Annotated in this window: 20 protein-coding genes; 8 read left to right on the top strand and 12 right to left on the bottom strand. The window is 63.5% G+C overall.

The window, feature by feature from the left end:
• From ACL2XM_RS08355 to ACL2XM_RS08325, 7 genes are all read left to right on the top strand, one after another.
• Nucleotides 1–543: an RnfABCDGE type electron transport complex subunit B gene (locus tag ACL2XM_RS08355; RefSeq protein WP_413732722.1), complete on the top strand. Its 543-nt coding sequence runs from the start codon at nucleotides 1–3 to the stop codon at nucleotides 541–543.
• Nucleotides 536–1,984, top strand: a complete 1,449-nt coding sequence (rsxC, locus tag ACL2XM_RS08350; protein WP_413732721.1) for an electron transport complex subunit RsxC — start codon at nucleotides 536–538, stop codon at nucleotides 1,982–1,984. Before ACL2XM_RS08355 ends, rsxC begins: the two co-directional genes overlap by 8 nt.
• Nucleotides 1,978–2,955, top strand: coding sequence for an RnfABCDGE type electron transport complex subunit D (locus tag ACL2XM_RS08345; protein ID WP_413732719.1), 978 nt, complete (start codon nucleotides 1,978–1,980; stop codon nucleotides 2,953–2,955). The genes rsxC and ACL2XM_RS08345 overlap by 7 nt, the downstream gene beginning before the upstream one ends.
• Nucleotides 2,952–3,617, top strand: a complete 666-nt coding sequence (gene rsxG / locus ACL2XM_RS08340) for an electron transport complex subunit RsxG (RefSeq protein WP_413732718.1) — start codon at nucleotides 2,952–2,954, stop codon at nucleotides 3,615–3,617. The genes ACL2XM_RS08345 and rsxG overlap by 4 nt, the downstream gene beginning before the upstream one ends.
• A complete protein-coding gene (locus ACL2XM_RS08335) occupies nucleotides 3,614–4,318 on the top strand; it encodes an electron transport complex subunit E (protein ID WP_413722941.1) in 705 nt (234 codons plus the stop codon). The genes rsxG and ACL2XM_RS08335 overlap by 4 nt, the downstream gene beginning before the upstream one ends.
• Nucleotides 4,318–4,578, top strand: a complete 261-nt coding sequence (locus tag ACL2XM_RS08330) for an RnfH family protein (protein ID WP_413732716.1) — start codon at nucleotides 4,318–4,320, stop codon at nucleotides 4,576–4,578. Before ACL2XM_RS08335 ends, ACL2XM_RS08330 begins: the two co-directional genes overlap by 1 nt.
• A 131-nt stretch (nucleotides 4,579–4,709) precedes the next feature.
• Nucleotides 4,710–5,237 carry a flavodoxin gene (locus tag ACL2XM_RS08325; RefSeq protein WP_410014914.1) on the top strand — a complete coding sequence of 176 codons (528 nt, stop codon included), beginning with the start codon at nucleotides 4,710–4,712 and terminating at the stop codon, nucleotides 5,235–5,237.
• 16 nt (nucleotides 5,238–5,253) lie between these two features.
• Here the strand turns inward: ACL2XM_RS08325 and ACL2XM_RS08320 are convergent, their stop codons facing one another.
• The 3 genes from ACL2XM_RS08320 to ACL2XM_RS08310 form a co-directional block, all read right to left on the bottom strand.
• Nucleotides 5,254–5,574 carry a PTS sugar transporter subunit IIB gene (locus tag ACL2XM_RS08320; protein WP_413722943.1) on the bottom strand — a complete coding sequence of 107 codons (321 nt, stop codon included), beginning with the start codon at nucleotides 5,572–5,574 and terminating at the stop codon, nucleotides 5,254–5,256.
• Nucleotides 5,575–5,723: 149 nt separating this feature from the next.
• A complete protein-coding gene (locus tag ACL2XM_RS08315) occupies nucleotides 5,724–6,347 on the bottom strand; it encodes a pyridoxamine 5'-phosphate oxidase family protein (protein WP_410014912.1) in 624 nt (207 codons plus the stop codon).
• 73 nt (nucleotides 6,348–6,420) lie between these two features.
• Entirely contained in the window at nucleotides 6,421–7,080 is a 660-nt protein-coding gene (locus ACL2XM_RS08310; protein ID WP_413730371.1) for an O-methyltransferase, read from the bottom strand.
• A 106-nt stretch (nucleotides 7,081–7,186) separates the two neighbouring features.
• Between ACL2XM_RS08310 and ACL2XM_RS08305 the strand changes: the two genes are divergently transcribed.
• Nucleotides 7,187–8,089 (top strand): LysR substrate-binding domain-containing protein, encoded by a 903-nt coding sequence (locus ACL2XM_RS08305; RefSeq protein ID WP_413732714.1) that lies wholly within the window; start codon nucleotides 7,187–7,189, stop codon nucleotides 8,087–8,089.
• 70 nt (nucleotides 8,090–8,159) lie between these two features.
• On the opposite strand, the gene nifM is transcribed toward ACL2XM_RS08305, so the two are convergent.
• The 9 genes from nifM to nifN form a co-directional block, all read right to left on the bottom strand.
• The gene (gene nifM / locus ACL2XM_RS08300) at nucleotides 8,160–9,017 is read right to left on the bottom strand and encodes a nitrogen fixation protein NifM (protein WP_413732713.1); all 858 of its coding nucleotides are present in this window, start codon (nucleotides 9,015–9,017) and stop codon (nucleotides 8,160–8,162) included.
• Nucleotides 9,018–9,090: 73 nt separating this feature from the next.
• On the bottom strand, nucleotides 9,091–9,534 hold the full coding sequence (locus ACL2XM_RS08295; RefSeq protein ID WP_413732712.1) for a nitrogen fixation protein NifZ: 444 nt from the start codon (nucleotides 9,532–9,534) through the stop codon (nucleotides 9,091–9,093).
• Nucleotides 9,531–9,890, bottom strand: coding sequence for a nitrogenase-stabilizing/protective protein NifW (locus ACL2XM_RS08290; protein WP_413732711.1), 360 nt, complete (start codon nucleotides 9,888–9,890; stop codon nucleotides 9,531–9,533). The genes ACL2XM_RS08295 and ACL2XM_RS08290 overlap by 4 nt, the downstream gene beginning before the upstream one ends.
• Before the next feature lies 1 nt (nucleotide 9,891).
• Nucleotides 9,892–11,052: a homocitrate synthase gene (gene nifV / locus ACL2XM_RS08285; RefSeq protein WP_413732710.1), complete on the bottom strand. Its 1,161-nt coding sequence runs from the start codon at nucleotides 11,050–11,052 to the stop codon at nucleotides 9,892–9,894.
• A gap of 18 nt (nucleotides 11,053–11,070) precedes the next feature.
• The gene (gene nifS, locus ACL2XM_RS08280) at nucleotides 11,071–12,279 is read right to left on the bottom strand and encodes a cysteine desulfurase NifS (RefSeq protein ID WP_413732709.1); all 1,209 of its coding nucleotides are present in this window, start codon (nucleotides 12,277–12,279) and stop codon (nucleotides 11,071–11,073) included.
• A gap of 9 nt (nucleotides 12,280–12,288) precedes the next feature.
• On the bottom strand, nucleotides 12,289–13,161 hold the full coding sequence (gene nifU / locus ACL2XM_RS08275; protein ID WP_410014903.1) for a Fe-S cluster assembly protein NifU: 873 nt from the start codon (nucleotides 13,159–13,161) through the stop codon (nucleotides 12,289–12,291).
• Nucleotides 13,162–13,229: 68 nt separating this feature from the next.
• Entirely contained in the window at nucleotides 13,230–13,550 is a 321-nt protein-coding gene (locus tag ACL2XM_RS08270) for a hypothetical protein (protein ID WP_413732707.1), read from the bottom strand.
• 170 nt (nucleotides 13,551–13,720) lie between these two features.
• On the bottom strand, nucleotides 13,721–14,176 hold the full coding sequence (locus ACL2XM_RS08265; protein ID WP_410014901.1) for a NifB/NifX family molybdenum-iron cluster-binding protein: 456 nt from the start codon (nucleotides 14,174–14,176) through the stop codon (nucleotides 13,721–13,723).
• Nucleotides 14,173–15,552: a nitrogenase iron-molybdenum cofactor biosynthesis protein NifN gene (gene nifN / locus ACL2XM_RS08260; protein ID WP_413722949.1), complete on the bottom strand. Its 1,380-nt coding sequence runs from the start codon at nucleotides 15,550–15,552 to the stop codon at nucleotides 14,173–14,175. Before nifN ends, ACL2XM_RS08265 begins: the two co-directional genes overlap by 4 nt.
• Nucleotides 15,553–15,557: the final 5 nt, after the last annotated feature.

The raw sequence follows: 15,557 nt of genomic DNA, 5'->3' as shown, positions 1-15,557 counted from the left end.
GTGGAGAGTATCTTACCGGTGCTGGCGGTTCCCGCCATCGGCACCCTGATCGGTTACCTGCTGGGATATGCCGCCATCTATTTTAAGGTGGAAAAAGATCCGCGCATCGAAGCGGTCATCGCCCTGCTGCCCAACGGCCAGTGCGGCCAGTGCGGTTTTCCCGGCTGCGCCCAGGCCGCCGGCGCCATGGTGCGCGGCGAAGCGCCGGTCGGCGCCTGTACGCCGGGCGGGGCGGCGCTGGCGAAACGCATCGCCTTGCTGTTGGATCGGCCGGCGGACGACGGCGGCGAAAGCGCGCCGCAGGTGGCGGTGATCGACGCCCAGGCCTGCGACGGCTGCGGCCGCTGCCAGAAAAAGTGTAATTTCGACGCTATTATCGGCGCGGCGCGGCAACAGCACGGCATCCTGGGCGATGATTGCACCGGCTGCGCCGCCTGTCTCGCCGTTTGCCCGCGGCAGGCCATCGCGCTGCGGGCCGACCCGCAGCTCACCCCATCGGCCGCAAAACCCCGTTTTGACGTCCGGGAGGCATCCTATGTTTAGCGCCCGCTTAAAACCCCACGGCGGCATCCGCCCCTATAGCCATAAATCCCTGACCCGCGATATCGCCATTCGCCCGCTGGTCATGCCGCGCCAGCTGATTATCCCGCTGCGCCAGCATACCGGGCCGGCGGCGGTGCCGCTGGTCGCCTTGGGTGACAGTGTCACCGCAGGCCAGCGGATCGCCGAGGCGCGCGAAAGAATGTCCGCGCCGGTGCACACCGCGCTGGCCGGCGTGGTCACCCGCATCGTTGAAGGCGAACAAGGCGCGGTTACCGTCAACGTCTCCGCCGAGCAGCCGGCGGCGCCCCGCCTGCTGGCCGCCGCCGGCCTGGACGAAGCGCAGGCCATGCTGTCGCTGATTGAACAGGCCGGCATTGTCGGCATGGGGGGCGCCATGTTCCCGGCCGCCGATAAAATACGCATGAGCCTGCGTTATCCCATTGAAACGCTTATCGTCAACGGCGGCGAATGCGAGCCTTATCTCACCACCGACGATCGTTTAATGCGTGAGCAGGCGGAATTTATCATCGGCGGCATCCGCTACCTGCAGGCCATAACCCACGCCAGGCAGGTTTATATCGGCATCGAGGATAATAAAACCGAGGCCATCGCCCGGCTGGACGCGCTGTGCCGGCAGGAAGAGCATATCGAGGTGGTGATTCTGCCCTCGCTCTATCCCATCGGTTCGGCCAAACAAATGATAGAAGCGGTGACCGGGCGCCAGATTCCGCAAAACCGCCGTTCCACCGAAATGGGCGTGCTGGTGCAAAATGTCGGCACCTGTATCGCCATCTTCCACGCCATCCGTTTCGGCAAACCGGTTACCCACCGGGTCATTACCGTCAGCGGCCGCGCCATTGAACAGCCGGCCAATCTGCTGGTGCCCATCGGCACGACGATTAAGGATATTATCGGCCAGTGCGGCGGCCTGAAATCCCAGCCGGCGCGCATGGTGCTCGGCGGACCGATGATGGGCCGGGCGGTGGAATCGCTGGATACGCCCATCACCAAAGGCACCAGCGGGCTGCTGCTGCTTAACGGCGACGAATTGCCGCAGACCCGCCCCAGCGCCTGCCTGCGCTGCGGCCGTTGCCTGGATGCCTGCCCGATGAGCCTGGCGCCGCAGGCCATGTTTGCCGAACTGAAAAACGACGGTTTCGCCAAGGCCCGGCAGCAAGGACTGGATGCCTGCCTGTTGTGCGGATCCTGCGCGTATGTCTGCCCGGCGGCGCTGCCGTTGACGCAGTTTTTCGACTGGGGTCAGCAGCAGTTGCGTCTTATCAAGCGCCAGGAAGACAAGCTGGAGCGCACCCGGCACAACAGCGCCAAACGTCAGGAACGCCTGGCGCGGGAAGCCGCCGATAAAGCGGCCGCCCAGGCGGCGAAACCCGCCAGGCGCGCCAGGCGCGCCGCACCGCCCTCGGAGGAAACACCATGTTAACCGCGCCACATGCCCATCAGGGACTCAGCGTCGACCGGCTGATGTACCGGGTCAATATTTCCCTGTTCCCGGTCGTGATCCTGTCCTTTTTGCAATTTGGCGCCCAGTCGGTCCTGCTGATTTTTTGCTGCCTGCTGACCGCGCTTATCTGTGAGGTCCTGTGCCTGAAACTCAATCCGGCGGCCCAGGGACATACCTTCGACGGCGCCGCCATTCTCACGGCGCTTATCCTGGCGCTGAGCCTGCCGCCCCATGCGCCGCTGTGGCTGGGCGCTTTCGGCAGCGCGGTGGCGATTATCTTCGGCAAACATATTTACGGCGGCCTGGGGCAAAACCTGTTTAACCCCGCCATGCTGGCGCGGGTGGTATTGCTGATCGCCTTCCCGGTGGAGATGACCCGTTGGGTCAGTCCCGCCGCCTTTTACAACGGCGCCTTTTACCACCTGGGCGTGGACGGCATGACCGGCGCCACCCTGCTGGGCGGCTTCAAGGAAAGCGGCCGCGCCCATCTGGAGCTGCTGTCCAACCTGCTGGGCAACCGCAGCGGCAGCCTGGGCGAAACCTCGTCGCTGCTGCTGCTGCTCGGCGGGCTGTGGCTTATCCAGCAGCGGGTATTCAGCTGGCATATCCCGGTGGCGACCCTGCTGGGATGCCTGATCCCCGGCCTTATCCACTGGCTGATCGCGCCGGCGGGCATCGTGCCGCCCCTGGCCCAGCTCACCAGCGGCGGGCTGCTGCTCGGGGCGTTTTATATCCTTACCGATCCGGTCACCGGTCCGGGCAGCGTGCGCGGCCGGCTGATCTACGGCCTGCTGGCGGGGTTTATCACCTATTGCATCCGCGCCTTCGGCAATTTCCCCGAGGGTATGGCCTTCGCCGTGCTGCTGGTGAATGCGGTCACGCCCCTGATTGACAACTATACCCAGCCGAAGGCCTACGGCTACGTGGGCGGCAAGGAGAAATCATCATGAGCAATCTGCCTGGCCGCGCGGCGGCGCACTATCTGCCGGCGCGGGAAAGCCCGTTTACCCAGGGGTTTTTACTGGGATCCTTTACCCTGATCGTTTGTCTGCTGGTGGCCGGCTGCTGGTGGCTGACCCACGAACAGATCGTGCAGCGCGAAAAGGAGGATACCCAGGCCATGCTGTCGCAGGTGTTCCCCGCCAGTCATTATGACAACGCATTGGCGGACGCGCAGCGAAGCCTGGTTATCGACGGCCGGACGGTGAGCTTTTTCCGCGCCAGCCTCAACGGGCAACCCAGCGGCATCGTCATGACCAGCGAAACCCAGGGCTACGGCGGCCCGATCCAGCTGCTGACCGGCATTGACGCCAAGGGCGCCATCACCGGCGTCAGGGTGATTAGCCATAAGGAAACCCCGGGCCTGGGCGACGCCATCGAGCTCGGCCATAGCCCGTGGATCCGCAGCTTTGACGGCAAGTCGCTGACTAATCTTACCGAGCAGCAGTGGCATGTCAAAAAAGACGGCGGTCAGTTTGACGCCTTTACCGGCGCCACCATCACGCCGCGCGCCGTGGTCAGGGGCGTGCATGAAAACCTGGTGCTGTATCGTGAAAAACAGGCGGAATTCTTGGGCGGCCAAGGCGCGCCGGAAAACGGGGAGAACGAATGATGAGTGAAAACAGCCAGCCGCAGCTGCGGGATATTTTGACCTCCGGCATATGGACCAATAACGTCACCTTTGTGCAAATCCTCGGGCTGTGCCCGCTGATGGCCATCACCACCACCGCCACCAACGGGCTGGGCCTGGGCCTGATGACCGCCATGGTATTGGCCTGCTCCAATTTTATCGTCTCGGCGCTGCGCAAGGTCACGCCCAACCAGATCCGTATTCCGGTCTACATTTCCATTATCGCGTCGCTGGTGACCATTCTCGATCTGACCATGAATGCCTGGATGCACGATTTGCATAAGGTCATGGGGCTGTTTATTCCGCTGATTGTCGCCAACTGCGCCCTGCTGGGGCGGGCGGAAGCATTTGCCGCCCACCATAAAATTATACCGGCGGCGCTGGACGGCCTGGCCACCGGACTGGGGTTTACCCTGGGCCTGACCAGCGTCGGCGCGGTACGCGAGATCCTCGGCAGCGGCACGCTGTTCAGCGGCGCCGCCCTGCTGCTCGGTCCCCATTTTCATTTTCTCGAACTGCATTTGCTGCCCGGCTACCGCGGCTTTTTGCTGATGCTGCTGCCGCCCGGCGGGTTTGTGGTGATGGGCATGCTGCTCAGCGGCATCCGTCTGGTAAAGCGCCTGACCAGCCGGGAAAGCGCATCGCTTAAGCTTGCCCGTCAACCCACCGGAGGTTGTCACTGATGAAATTTTCCGTGGCTCACGTCAACGGCGCGCAGGGCCGCTGTATTGAAATGAAACTCGATGCGCCGGTCACGGTGCGCCAGGCCATTCTGGCCTCGCCGCTGCCGCAGCTGTTTCCTTATCTTGACCCGGATACGCACCGCCTCGGCATCTACGGCCGGCTGTGCCCGCCGGATACGCAGGTCGGCGAAGGCGATCGGGTGGAGATTTATTTACCGGCGACGCGCCGCGCCGAAGATGATGAAGATGAGCAGGATTAACGCCGGCCGGGATCATCCTCTGGTGCAAGGCACGGTATCCGCCCGGCGCCCGTTCCCGGCGGGGTGCGTCGGGGCGCGGATTATCCGGCCAGGGCTTTTTTTGGCAAAGTTAACAATTGGGGAACATTCTTATGGCTAAGATCGGCATTTTTTTTGGTACTGACACCGGCAAAACCCGCAAGATCGCCAAGCTGATCCATCAGCAGTTTGACGGCGAGGCGGACGAACCGAAAAACATCAACCGCGCCACCCTTGAGGATCTGCTCGCCTACCCGGTACTGATCCTCGGCACGCCGACGCTGGCCGACGGCCAGTTGCCGGGCCTGGACGCGGAATGCCAGAGCGAATCCTGGGCGGAATTCGCCGATACCCTGGCGCAGGCGGATTTAAGCGGCAAAACCGTGGCGCTGTTCGGCCTGGGCGACCAAGAGGCCTATCCGGATAATTTCGTCAGCGCCATGGGTGAACTTTACGATATCGTCTCGGACGCGGGCGCCAACGTCGTCGGCGCCTGGCCCCGGGAAGGCTATGTCTTCAGCGCGTCGGCGGCGCTGGAAGGCGACGAATTCGTCGGACTGGCGCTGGACCAGGATAACCAGGCCGACCTGAGCGCCGATCGGGTGGCAACCTGGGTCAGCCTGGTGAAAGCCGCGCTCTAGACCGCCGGGATCCCGGCTACGCCGGGGTCGACTCGTCCAGCATCACCAGGGCGTCGTGCAGGATTTTCTCCACGTCCATCATGCCGTAGTCAATGCTGCGGATAATGGCGACGGGCTTGGACGGCGAGTTGTAGATGCCGACGATTTCATTCAGTTTGTACTGAATATGCGGCCCCAGCAGCAGGCAGTCGTAGTCGGCGCAGGTATCGCCGATATGCTCCAGATCGACAAAGCTGACCTGGACAGCAAGGCCCTTGGCCGCGGCCAGCGCCTGCATCCTGCGGGCCAGCACCGACGAGGAGGTGCCGGAAACGCAGCATAAGAGGATTTTTTTCATGCTTAACCCTTATCTTTATGAGGTTAAGCCTAGTATGCACCGGCGACCGGGAAAAATTGTGCCTCATCTCCCGAATTACACTTCGGGTTAATCCCGGACCACCGCCCGCCGTGCGGCGTGTCGGCCGCTACGTCCCGTGTGCGGCTGATTCAGTAAAGCGTCTTTTTCAGCCGGTCCGGCAAGGCCTGGTCGTAGGCGTCGCCATCAATGCCGGCGTTGGAAATCGCTTTCAGCACCGCCCCTGCGCTGGGCAGCCTGTCGCGCGCGATTTGCGTGGCGGGATCCCACAGGCGCGCGCGGATGACGGCGCGGCTGCATTGGAAGAACACGCTTTGCACCCTGATGCGCAGCACCGTGCGCGGCGGGTTACCCGCCATGGCGAAACGCGCCAGCAGCGCCGGTTCAACGCTGATGTCGGCCGTGCCGTTGACCCGCAGCGTTTCGCCGATGCCCGGGATCAGGAATAATAACGCGACGCGCGGGTCCTCGACGATGTTCCTGAGGCTATCGATGCGGTTATTGCCGCGCCGGTCGGGCAAGAGCAGCGTGCGGCTGTCCTCGATATGAACAAATCCGGCCGGATCGCCGCGCGGCGACGCATCCAGGCCGCTGCCGCCCGCCGTTGCCAGCACCGCGAACGGCGCGGCTTCGATAAACGGCCGGTAGGCCGGATGAAGATAATCCGTTTCCTTGACAATCGAGGGGGGCGCTACCGCGCCGTATATCGCCTCCAGCTGTGCAGCCGTGGTGAGGCGAAAGTCATCTTGTGGCATAGGTTTCTCCTGCGGGATAATGCGGGCGCAGCGGTAAAAGCGTCATCCATACCTGGCCCGGGACCCTGACGGCTTAATTGACGATGGAGAGGGAAAACCCGTCCCATCCTTTGCATCCCACGGTTTGCAGGGCTGTCGACGTCAGATTGATATTAGCAGACAAGGCGGCAAAAAAGCGCCGCACGCCGATCACGCTCGCATCCTGGCTGGCGCTGTCCAGTATGGCGCCGCCGCGGATCACATTATCGGCGATAATGACCGTGCCGGGATGGGACAGACGCAGCGACCAATCCAGGTAAGCCGTATTATTCACCTTATCGGCGTCGATAAAAATCAGGTCGAAAGGGGCCATGTCATCCCAGGCCGCAAGCGTCGCCAGCGCCGGCCCCACCCGCAGGCTGACCCGTGCGCCAAGGCCGGCGCGCTTGAGATTGTCGCGCGCGACGGCCGCATGTTTTTCCTGGCATTCCAGCGTTATCAGCTCGCCGTCCTCAGGCAGCGCCCTTGCCAGCCAAAGGGTGCTGTACCCGCCCAGCGTGCCGATTTCAAGAATCCGCCGCGCCCTGACCATGCGGGCAAATATAAACAGCAGTTTGCCCTGGTTAGGGGCGACATCATGGGGCGGCAGGCCCGCCCGGCGGTTTGCCGCCGCGACCCGCCGCAGGATCGGATCTTCCGGGACCAGCAGGCGGTTAAGATAATCATCCACTGCCTGGCACATTTGTTGTTGCATACGGCCTCCTGTTGTCATTGCACCTTTCTTTTGCATACCACCCTACTTCCTGATTAGATGGCTGTTAATCGACTTTTGCTGACAAGCTAAGTGAGAAAAAATCACCATGAGACGCCGCATCCCCTCACTGAACGCGCTCAAGGCCTTTGAAGCGGCCGGGCGGCTGGGACTGATGAAATTGGCGGCTGAGGAGCTGTGCGTCACGCACGGCGCCGTCAGCAGGCAGGTTAAACAACTGGAAAACTGGCTTGGCGTCGCCCTGTTCGCCGGCCCGAAACATGCGCCGGCGCTGACGGAGGCGGGATACCGGCTGTTGCCGGCCTTGACCTGCGCCTTTGATCAGGTGGATTTGGCCGTGCAGCAGATTGCGGATACCGATGAGGGCACGCTTGATGTTTCATGTCCCGGCACCTTTACCATGCGCTGGCTGATACCGCGCCTGCATCACTTTAACGCGCATCACCCCCGGGTCGAGGTACGCCTGAACTCGGCGGGCACCTCGGCGGATCCCATCCGGGATAATGTCGACGTGGCGATCAGGGTGGGCCGCGGGCCCTGGCCGCCGGGCGTCGACGTCATCCCTTTGTTCAGCGAGAAATTCGGCCCGGTCCATGCGCCGTCAATCCGGCTTGCCGCCGGAAAGCCATGGCCGGCGGCGCTGTTGCACACGGTTTCCCGGCGCAACGCCTGGTCTGACTGGAGCGCGCGCTCGGGCATCGCCGCAGCCGGTGAAGGCGCGGCCGAGTTCGAGCATTTTTATTTTATGCTGGAAGCGGCTATCGCGGGGCTGGGCGTATCGATATCCCCCTGGCCGCTGGTGGCGGAAGATGTGGCAGCGGGACGATTGATCGCCCCCTTCGGCTTTATCGACAGCGGTCTCGGCTATGTGGCCCTGCGTCGCCAAAAGCAAAACCGCAAGGCCGACATTTTTTGCCGGTGGCTGGAAACCGCAGCGCGGGAGTATGTCGCAAACGCGCGATCCAGACCGCCGGAGGCGACACAGCCATAACGCCGTGCCGCGCATACTGCCTTGTCGGCGATGCTCTGGTTGCCCGCCTGGGTCGGCCCGCCCTGCCGGCTTAGCGCGCCGCCGCCGGCGGCTGGCCGTCCCGCGCCAGCGTTTCCAGCCACTGGCGCTGGTATGCCTGACGCGCTTTGGCGCGAAGCCTGGTTTCAACGGCATTCATGGCTTCGTCCTGCGGTATCGGCGCGGCCGGGCGGATATCCCGGCAGTAAAGGATATGCAGCCCCATGGGGCTAGTGACAACGTCACTGATATGCCGCGCCGGCAGGGCAAATAGGGTTTCATCAAGGGAAGCATACAACAGGCCGCGGCTGACCCAGCCCAGGTTGCCGCCGTCAAGGGCGGTGGGACATTGCGAATGACGCTGCGCCAGCACGGCGAAGTCGCGCGCGTCGCGGCGCAGGCGCCGGTGCAGGATGGCGATGCGCTGCGCCGCCTGGTCCGGCTGGCAACCCGGCTGCTCTTCATCCACCGTCAGCAGTATATGACTGCATGCGCGCTGCTCCGGACGCATAAAGTTGTCCCGATGGGCGGCGTACCACTGCGCCACGTCCGCCGCCGAAGGCGCCGGGGCCTGTTGCGCCACGTGTTCAAGGACCTTGTCCAGCAGGACTTCATGGGTCATGGCCTCATAGAGGCCCCTGGCGTCCAGCCCTATGGCCGCCAATTGCCGCGGCTGCAGCGCGGCATCGGCCAGGCGCTGATCGAGCTCGGCCACCGCCGCGCGGATATCGTTTTCCGTGGCGCGCAGCCCAAGCGCCCCGGCCAGGTCCACCACCCGGCTTTCAAGCCGCAGTTGGCGGACATAACGCGGCTCGAACTCCGTCAGCCGATCGGCGGTTAATAGCCACGGCGGCGTTTGATACAATGCCAGCGCCAGCTTTAAGCGGGAAAATACCTGCCATGTTTCCATTAGGGTTTCCTGTGGGTTGATGCGTTTGCCCGCGGCGCGTCCTGTGCCGCCGTGGCGCCGCCAGGAGCATGGCTCAGCTTTCGCAGATCCGGGGGGTCAGCGCCACCTCCGGCACCCGGAACAACCTGCCTTCGAACAGCACCACATAGGCCATAGGCTGGACATCGCGGATTTCATCCATAATCTGGCCCACCTGGCCCTCCGTCACCACCGGATCGCCGTTAATCGCCAGCGGCAGCGCGGCGCTCACCCAGTCGCCGAACTGGAATTGCCCGGCAATCCAGGGGGCCGAGCCTGAAATCAGCTCATGCTCGCGGCAGCCCACGATGCAGTCCTCCGCGACGAAATGCACCTGATAGATAATCTCATCCTGTAAAAACGTGCCCCATTCCCGCACGTAGCCGATGCTGCCCTTGCGGACCAGCTTCTCGCCCCGGGCCTTGCCGGGAAAGGTGCCGTCATTGCGCAGCGATCGGATAACCCGTACCCGATCGCCAAAGTCATAGGTCGGTTTCAAGGATGCACCTCCATTAATCCGCTCCAGGGAATAAAACAGCGTTTGTGGCGTTGATACACCGATAGCCCCGACTGCGCCGCCACCGCGCCTTGCAGAAAGTGCCGGTAGCTGTCGTTCAGCAGGCTCCTGGCCAGCGACCAGTACGCCTTGTTTCTGCGCAGTTCACCGGCGTCCCCCGGCGGCAGATCGGCCAGCGGCAGGCTTATCACCCCCGCCAGGCGCTGGTGGAAATCATGCATGATATGCAGGCGTTTCGCGCGGATCACCGCCGGGTCGCAGGGCAGCTCGAAATAAGCGAAAAACGCCTCGGCGGATTCCAGCTCATCAACGCCGGGTAATGTGCTAAACCACTCCATTCTAGCCTCCCGCGCAACGGGCCAAACCGAAGTTCGGTCCGGGCAAAGCGAATAATTCGCTGTAAAGATCGCGCAGCCGCTCGTCGCTTGGAATCTGCTTCCACTCCTCGGCGCGCGCGCGCAAAGCGTGCAGCAGTTGCTCCACCTGGCCGCCGGTAAGCCGGTATCCCAGCTCGCCGTAGATACGCTCGACCGCGTGCCGCCCTGAATGCTTGCCCAGCACCAGGCGGTGGCCGCGCCCCAGCCGGGCCGGATCGATGCTTTGATAGCAGGCGGGATTTTTCAGCAACCCGGCCACGTGGATACCCGATTCATGGGTAAACACCTGTTCCCCCACCAGCGGTTGCTGGGGGTCGATCGGGCGCCGCGCCGCCTGCGCCACCTGCGCGCATAAGCCGGGCAGATGGTCGAGCCGGATACCGGTGTCGACCTGCAGGCAGGACTCCAGCGCCATCGCCACGCTTTCAAGCGCGGCGTTGCCCGCGCGCTCGCCCAGCCCTGAGACCGTGGTATTGACATGGGTCGCCCCGGCCCGCACCGCCGCCAGGGTGTTGGCGGTCGCCAGCCCCAGGTCATTATGGGCGTGCATTTCGGTTTCGCCGTGCCAGTGACAGCGTAACGCCGTGATGCGTTCAAAGGTAACGAAGGGATCGAGCACGCCCAGCGTGTCGGCAAAGCGCAGCCGCAGCGCGCCGGCGTCGCCGGCCACCAGGGCTATCTGCCGCAGTTCCTCGTCGCTGGCGCGCGAGGCGTCCTCGCAGCCGACGCTGACCCGCAGCCCCAAAGTTCGCGCGTAGGCAATATGGCCGGACAGCTCCCGCGCCAGCTGCGGCCAGCCCATATGCAGCTTGTAAGCGCGCATCGGCCCGGACGCCGGCAGCGATATATCCACCCAGTCCAGCCCCAGGTCCGCCGACAGCCGGATATCATGGCGGTTCAACCGGCACCAGGACATCAAGGTCTGCCGCGGCAGCGCCCGGCGCACCAGCGCGATGCGCCGGCATTCTTCATCGCCCATCGCCGGCGTGCCGACCTCCAGCTCGCCCGCCCCGGCCCCGGTCAGGGCGCGGGCGATGGCGACCTTTTCCCCGGCGCTGAACGCCACGCCGGGGCTTTGTTCGCCGTCGCGCAGCGTAGTGTCGTTAATCACGATAGCGGTCATCGGCCTGGCTCCCCCGGGTTAACCATAGGTCGGCGCAAAGGCGGCGTTTTCCACCGCCAGCGGACGATCGCCCTGCCAGTACGGCGATAAGGCGCGCAGTTGGGCTATGATCGGCGGCAATTGCTCAATGACATACTCAATCTCTTTTTCGCGGGTATAGCGGGATAGCGAAAAACGGATGGTGCCGTGGGCGGCGGTATACGGAATGCCCATGGCGCGCATCACATGGGACGGCTCCAGGGAACCGGACGTACAGGCGCTGCCGCTGGAGGCGGCGATGCCGACATGGTTTAGCAACAGCAGGATGGCCTCGCCCTCGATATATTCGAAGGCGATATTGACCGTGTTCGGCGTGCGCGGCTGCCCGCCGCCCATCACCAGGGTATGGCCGATGGCGCCGAGAATGCCGTCTTGCAGACGATCGCGCATGCGGGCAATCTCGCTGTCCATCATCGGCAAATGGATATCCGCCAGCGCCGCCGCCGCGCCCATGCCGACAATGCCGGCAATGTTCTCGGTGCCGGCGCGCCGCCCGCGCTCCTGGTGGCCGCCGCGCAGCAACGGCCGGAACCGGGTGCCGCGGCGCAGATAGAGACAGCCGATCCCTTTGGGACCATGAAATTTATGGCCGGAGCAGGACAGCATATCAATGGCGCTCGCGCCGACGGCCACCGGCAATTTACCCACCGCCTGCACCGCGTCGCAATGGAACAGTATCCCTTGTTCATGTGCAAGCTCGGCCATGGCCGCCACCGGATACACCACGCCGGTTTCGTTATTGGCCCACATCAGGGTAACCAGCGCCACGCGGTCGCTGAGCGCCGCCCGGTAGGCGGCCATATCCAGCGCGCCCTCGCCGTCCACCGGCAGGCGGTGGATCAGGTAGCCCTGCCGTTCCAGGTATTCGCATACCGCAAGCGTCGCGGGATGTTCCACAATGCTGGTAATGATTTCCCGCCGCTCCGGGTAGGCCGCCACCGCCGACAGGATGGCGGTGGACGTGGCCTCGGTGGCGCAGGAGGTAAAAATGATTTCACTGTCGTGGCGCGCGCCCAAAAGGCTCGCCACCTGTTCCCGCGCCTTGGCCAGCGCAATGCCAGCGGGCTGGCCGAAATCATGGATCGACGATGGATTGCCGTAGTGTTCGCTGAGAAACGGCATCATCGCTTCCAGGACCATCGGGTCCAGACGTGTCGTGGCGTTATTATCCAGATAAACAGCTTTCATCGGCTTACCTCATTCAACTTCGCTGGTGGAGACCGTGGCCGGGTCGGCCACCACGTGCATAAACCGGCCCAGGCGTTCGATAAGCTTCTGCTGCAGCCAGGCCAGGGTCATATCGGTCATCATGCAACCGCTGCAACTGCCGGACAGCGAGACGGTCACCTGTTTATCGTTCACGCTCAGCAGGCGCATATCGCCGCCGTCGGCCTGGATGTGCGGACGCAGGCCGGCGATGACCTCTTCCACCGCCAGCCAGTTTTCATCGCGGGGCTGCGGCTGCGGCGCGGGCTTGCCTACGGCCTGCGCCACTGCCGGCCTGGCGCTCAATATCTGCTCGAGGGTCTGCTCGATTTTTTCATGGCAGGAGGTACAGCCGCCGCCGGCCTTGGTGTAGTTGATCACATCCTCAAGGGTGGTGAGGCCGTTTTCCAGCACCGCGCGGCGGATATGGCCTTCGTCGACGCCGAAACACTTGCAGATAAGCGCGCCTTCTTCGTGATCGGCGTCCGGCGCCTCGCCCCTGAACTGGGCGATGGCGGCGCGCAGCGCTTCCTGCCCCATCACCGAGCAGTGCATTTTTTCCGGCGGCAGGCCGTCGAGGTAATCGGCAATCTGCTTATTGGTCAGCTGCGCCGCGTCCGTCAGGGTGCGGCCGATAATCAGTTCGGTCAGGGCCGAGGAAGAGGCGATGGCGCTGCCGCAGCCGAAGGTCTGGAAACCCGCCTCCTCGATAATTTCCGTCTCGGGGTCGACGCGAAGCATCAGGCGCAGGGCGTCGCCGCAGCTCAGCGAACCGACGTCGCCTATGGCGTTCGCCTGCTCGACGACTTTGGCATTGCGCGGATGAAAAAAATGATCTTTAACTTTTTCTGAATAATTCCACATACATTTTTCTCCAGTTCACGGGGCGATGCTTGGCGATACCCCGGGTGAATGCCTTAGCTGAATGCCGGTTATGATACGCAGGTCTGGTGGTCGCACTGGCAGGCCGACGCCTGAAGATCTATCCAGAGGCCCGGCTCGCCGTCCCGGGCGCCCGCCGCGAGCGTCGCGCCCTGCAGATAGGGCCAGTGCGTAACGGCCGCCAGCAGCACCAATCCCTGATACTCGACGCGATACTCCTCCTCCCGCTGCGCCGCGCTCCACTCCAGGGAAACCCGCCAGCCCCGGCAGGCATCGCCCTCAAGCCAAAGGCGCAGGCCGGCACAGGGCGCGGTCAATTGCCGGCGCAATAAAAGCAGCTGTTGCAGGGCTTCCGCTTCAATCTGAATCATGATGTCGCTCCGCGTGGGGGGTACTTAATCATGAGCAAATGTGATGCCAGTCACATCTTTATCGTTATTTCAATAAGATAGCGCCGCGCGGCGCACTAAAAACCCCGAACATGTCGGGGTTGGTTGTCGGTTTTGTCAGGGAATTGACACAAATCAGCGCTGTTCCCGCGCTACTCTTCCTCCCAGCGGCTCTCCTGCCGGAAACGCTCGAAGCGCCTGGGATCGCGTTTTTCCTGATGGCGCTGTACCGTCGGCGCATCCCAGTTTTGCTGGATTTCCGTCAGCAAATGGACGATGGAGGTGGCGGCGGGCACGCTCACCGCCCGTACCCCGACGCGCAGCAGCTGCCGGAACACGCTTTCGCCCACCGCCACGCAGTACAGCGAGAGGCAACCCTCCAGCGCCGCGATACGACAGCCCAGCTTATCCAGGTCATGTCCGGGCTGGACGATAAAATCCGTGACCTGCAGCAGCGTCACCCGATCGGGTTTGACGCCGTAAATGGCCAGCCGGGGCGTCGAGCCGAAATGCTGGTTGACCTGGTGCAGGTCGGTGCTGGCGAACGCGACCCGCAGCGCCCAGTCGGAGGCGGTGGTCACCGTAAGATTGCGCTGGAAGTTGTTCATACGCCGGCGTCCTGTGCAAGTGAGACGGCAGGAAATTGCTGTTTCAGCGGCGAGTGGTACACCGGCTGATGATGATGGCGATGGCGCATCAGGTTGCCCAGTTCGAACAGGGTGTCGCGGATGCCGGCATACCCCTGCCGGGTGCGGCGAAATTCGCCCAGGCGGTCGTAGAGGGGGAAACCGGTGCGCACCAGCGGCATATCCAGGCGCTCAGCCAGGGAGGCGGCGTGGGAATTGGCAAAAATCATGTCGGCGGGGGTCTCGGCCAGCAGATCCGCCAAATCCTCCAGATCGCCGATGATGACTTTTTCCACCGGCAGCGCGGCCAGCCCGGGCTGGTTGACCGGCGCCACCGCGTTCACCACGCTCATGCCCTGGCTGACGGCGAAATCGCACCAGCCGCGCAGCAAATCCGCCTCGGCGGCCACCGCCATGCGCCCGCCCTGCAGCTCGCCGTGGCAATCGATCATCGCGTCCAGCATCTGCCCGCGCTGCCGCTCTATCCAGGCCGGCACCTCGCGACCGGAAATCTGGTGCAGTTGTCCGATAAACGCATCCATATGCGCAAGCGTCATCAGATGCGGCAAACGCACGCAGATGCCGCGTCCGCGCGGCTCAATCAGCGCGGCCACGCGGGTGAGCGAAACGCCGATCACAAAGGTGGCGACGCTTTGTCCCAACTGTTCCATCAGGCGCAGCGGCGTGCCGCCCTGGGTCAGCGAGCTGTAATCGCCCGCCGCCAGATGTCCGTCCATGGACTGCGTCAGGTCGGGCAGGATCACCGGCTGCAGGCCGAAAGCCTCGACATAGCTGCGGATCAGCTCCTGATCGCCCGGGGTAAACATATGGCTCAGAAAAATATTCACCCGTTTACCGCGGATTCCGGCCGCGGGTTCAGCGGGCACCCACTGCTGCACCACGCTTTCCAGCAGCGCGGCATAGCCGTTTTCCATCGAGCCGTAAAAATCCGGCGTGCTGACGGTCAGGATGCCGACCTGCCGGTGCTTGGGATGGCTTGCGCGAAACAGCGCCACCGCCCGCCCCAAATCGCTGCCCTGCGCTTCCGACAGGCCGGTGCTGAGCAGGACGATGATGCGCGGCGCATTGCGCTCGCACAAGGTCTCCAGTGCGGTAAAAATATTGTCGTCGGCGCCCATGATGGTGGTGATCGGCTCCATGGCGGTGGATTGCAGCGGCACCGGCTCGTGGAAGTGCTGGATAAAAAACACTTTGGCGAAAGCGCTGCAACCCTGGGCGCCGTGCACCAGCGGGATACAGCTTTCCAGCCCCATGGCGGCCAGGATGGCGCCCAGCGGCTGACCGCTCTTGATCGGGCTGGTGGCCAGCGGTTTTACCGAACGGACAACGTGCGTCATGATCT

The organism is Sodalis sp. RH20, assembly GCF_047324205.1.
Classification (GTDB): Bacteria; Pseudomonadota; Gammaproteobacteria; order Enterobacterales; family Enterobacteriaceae; genus Acerihabitans.
This window is presented reverse-complemented; position numbering and strand designations above follow the sequence as displayed.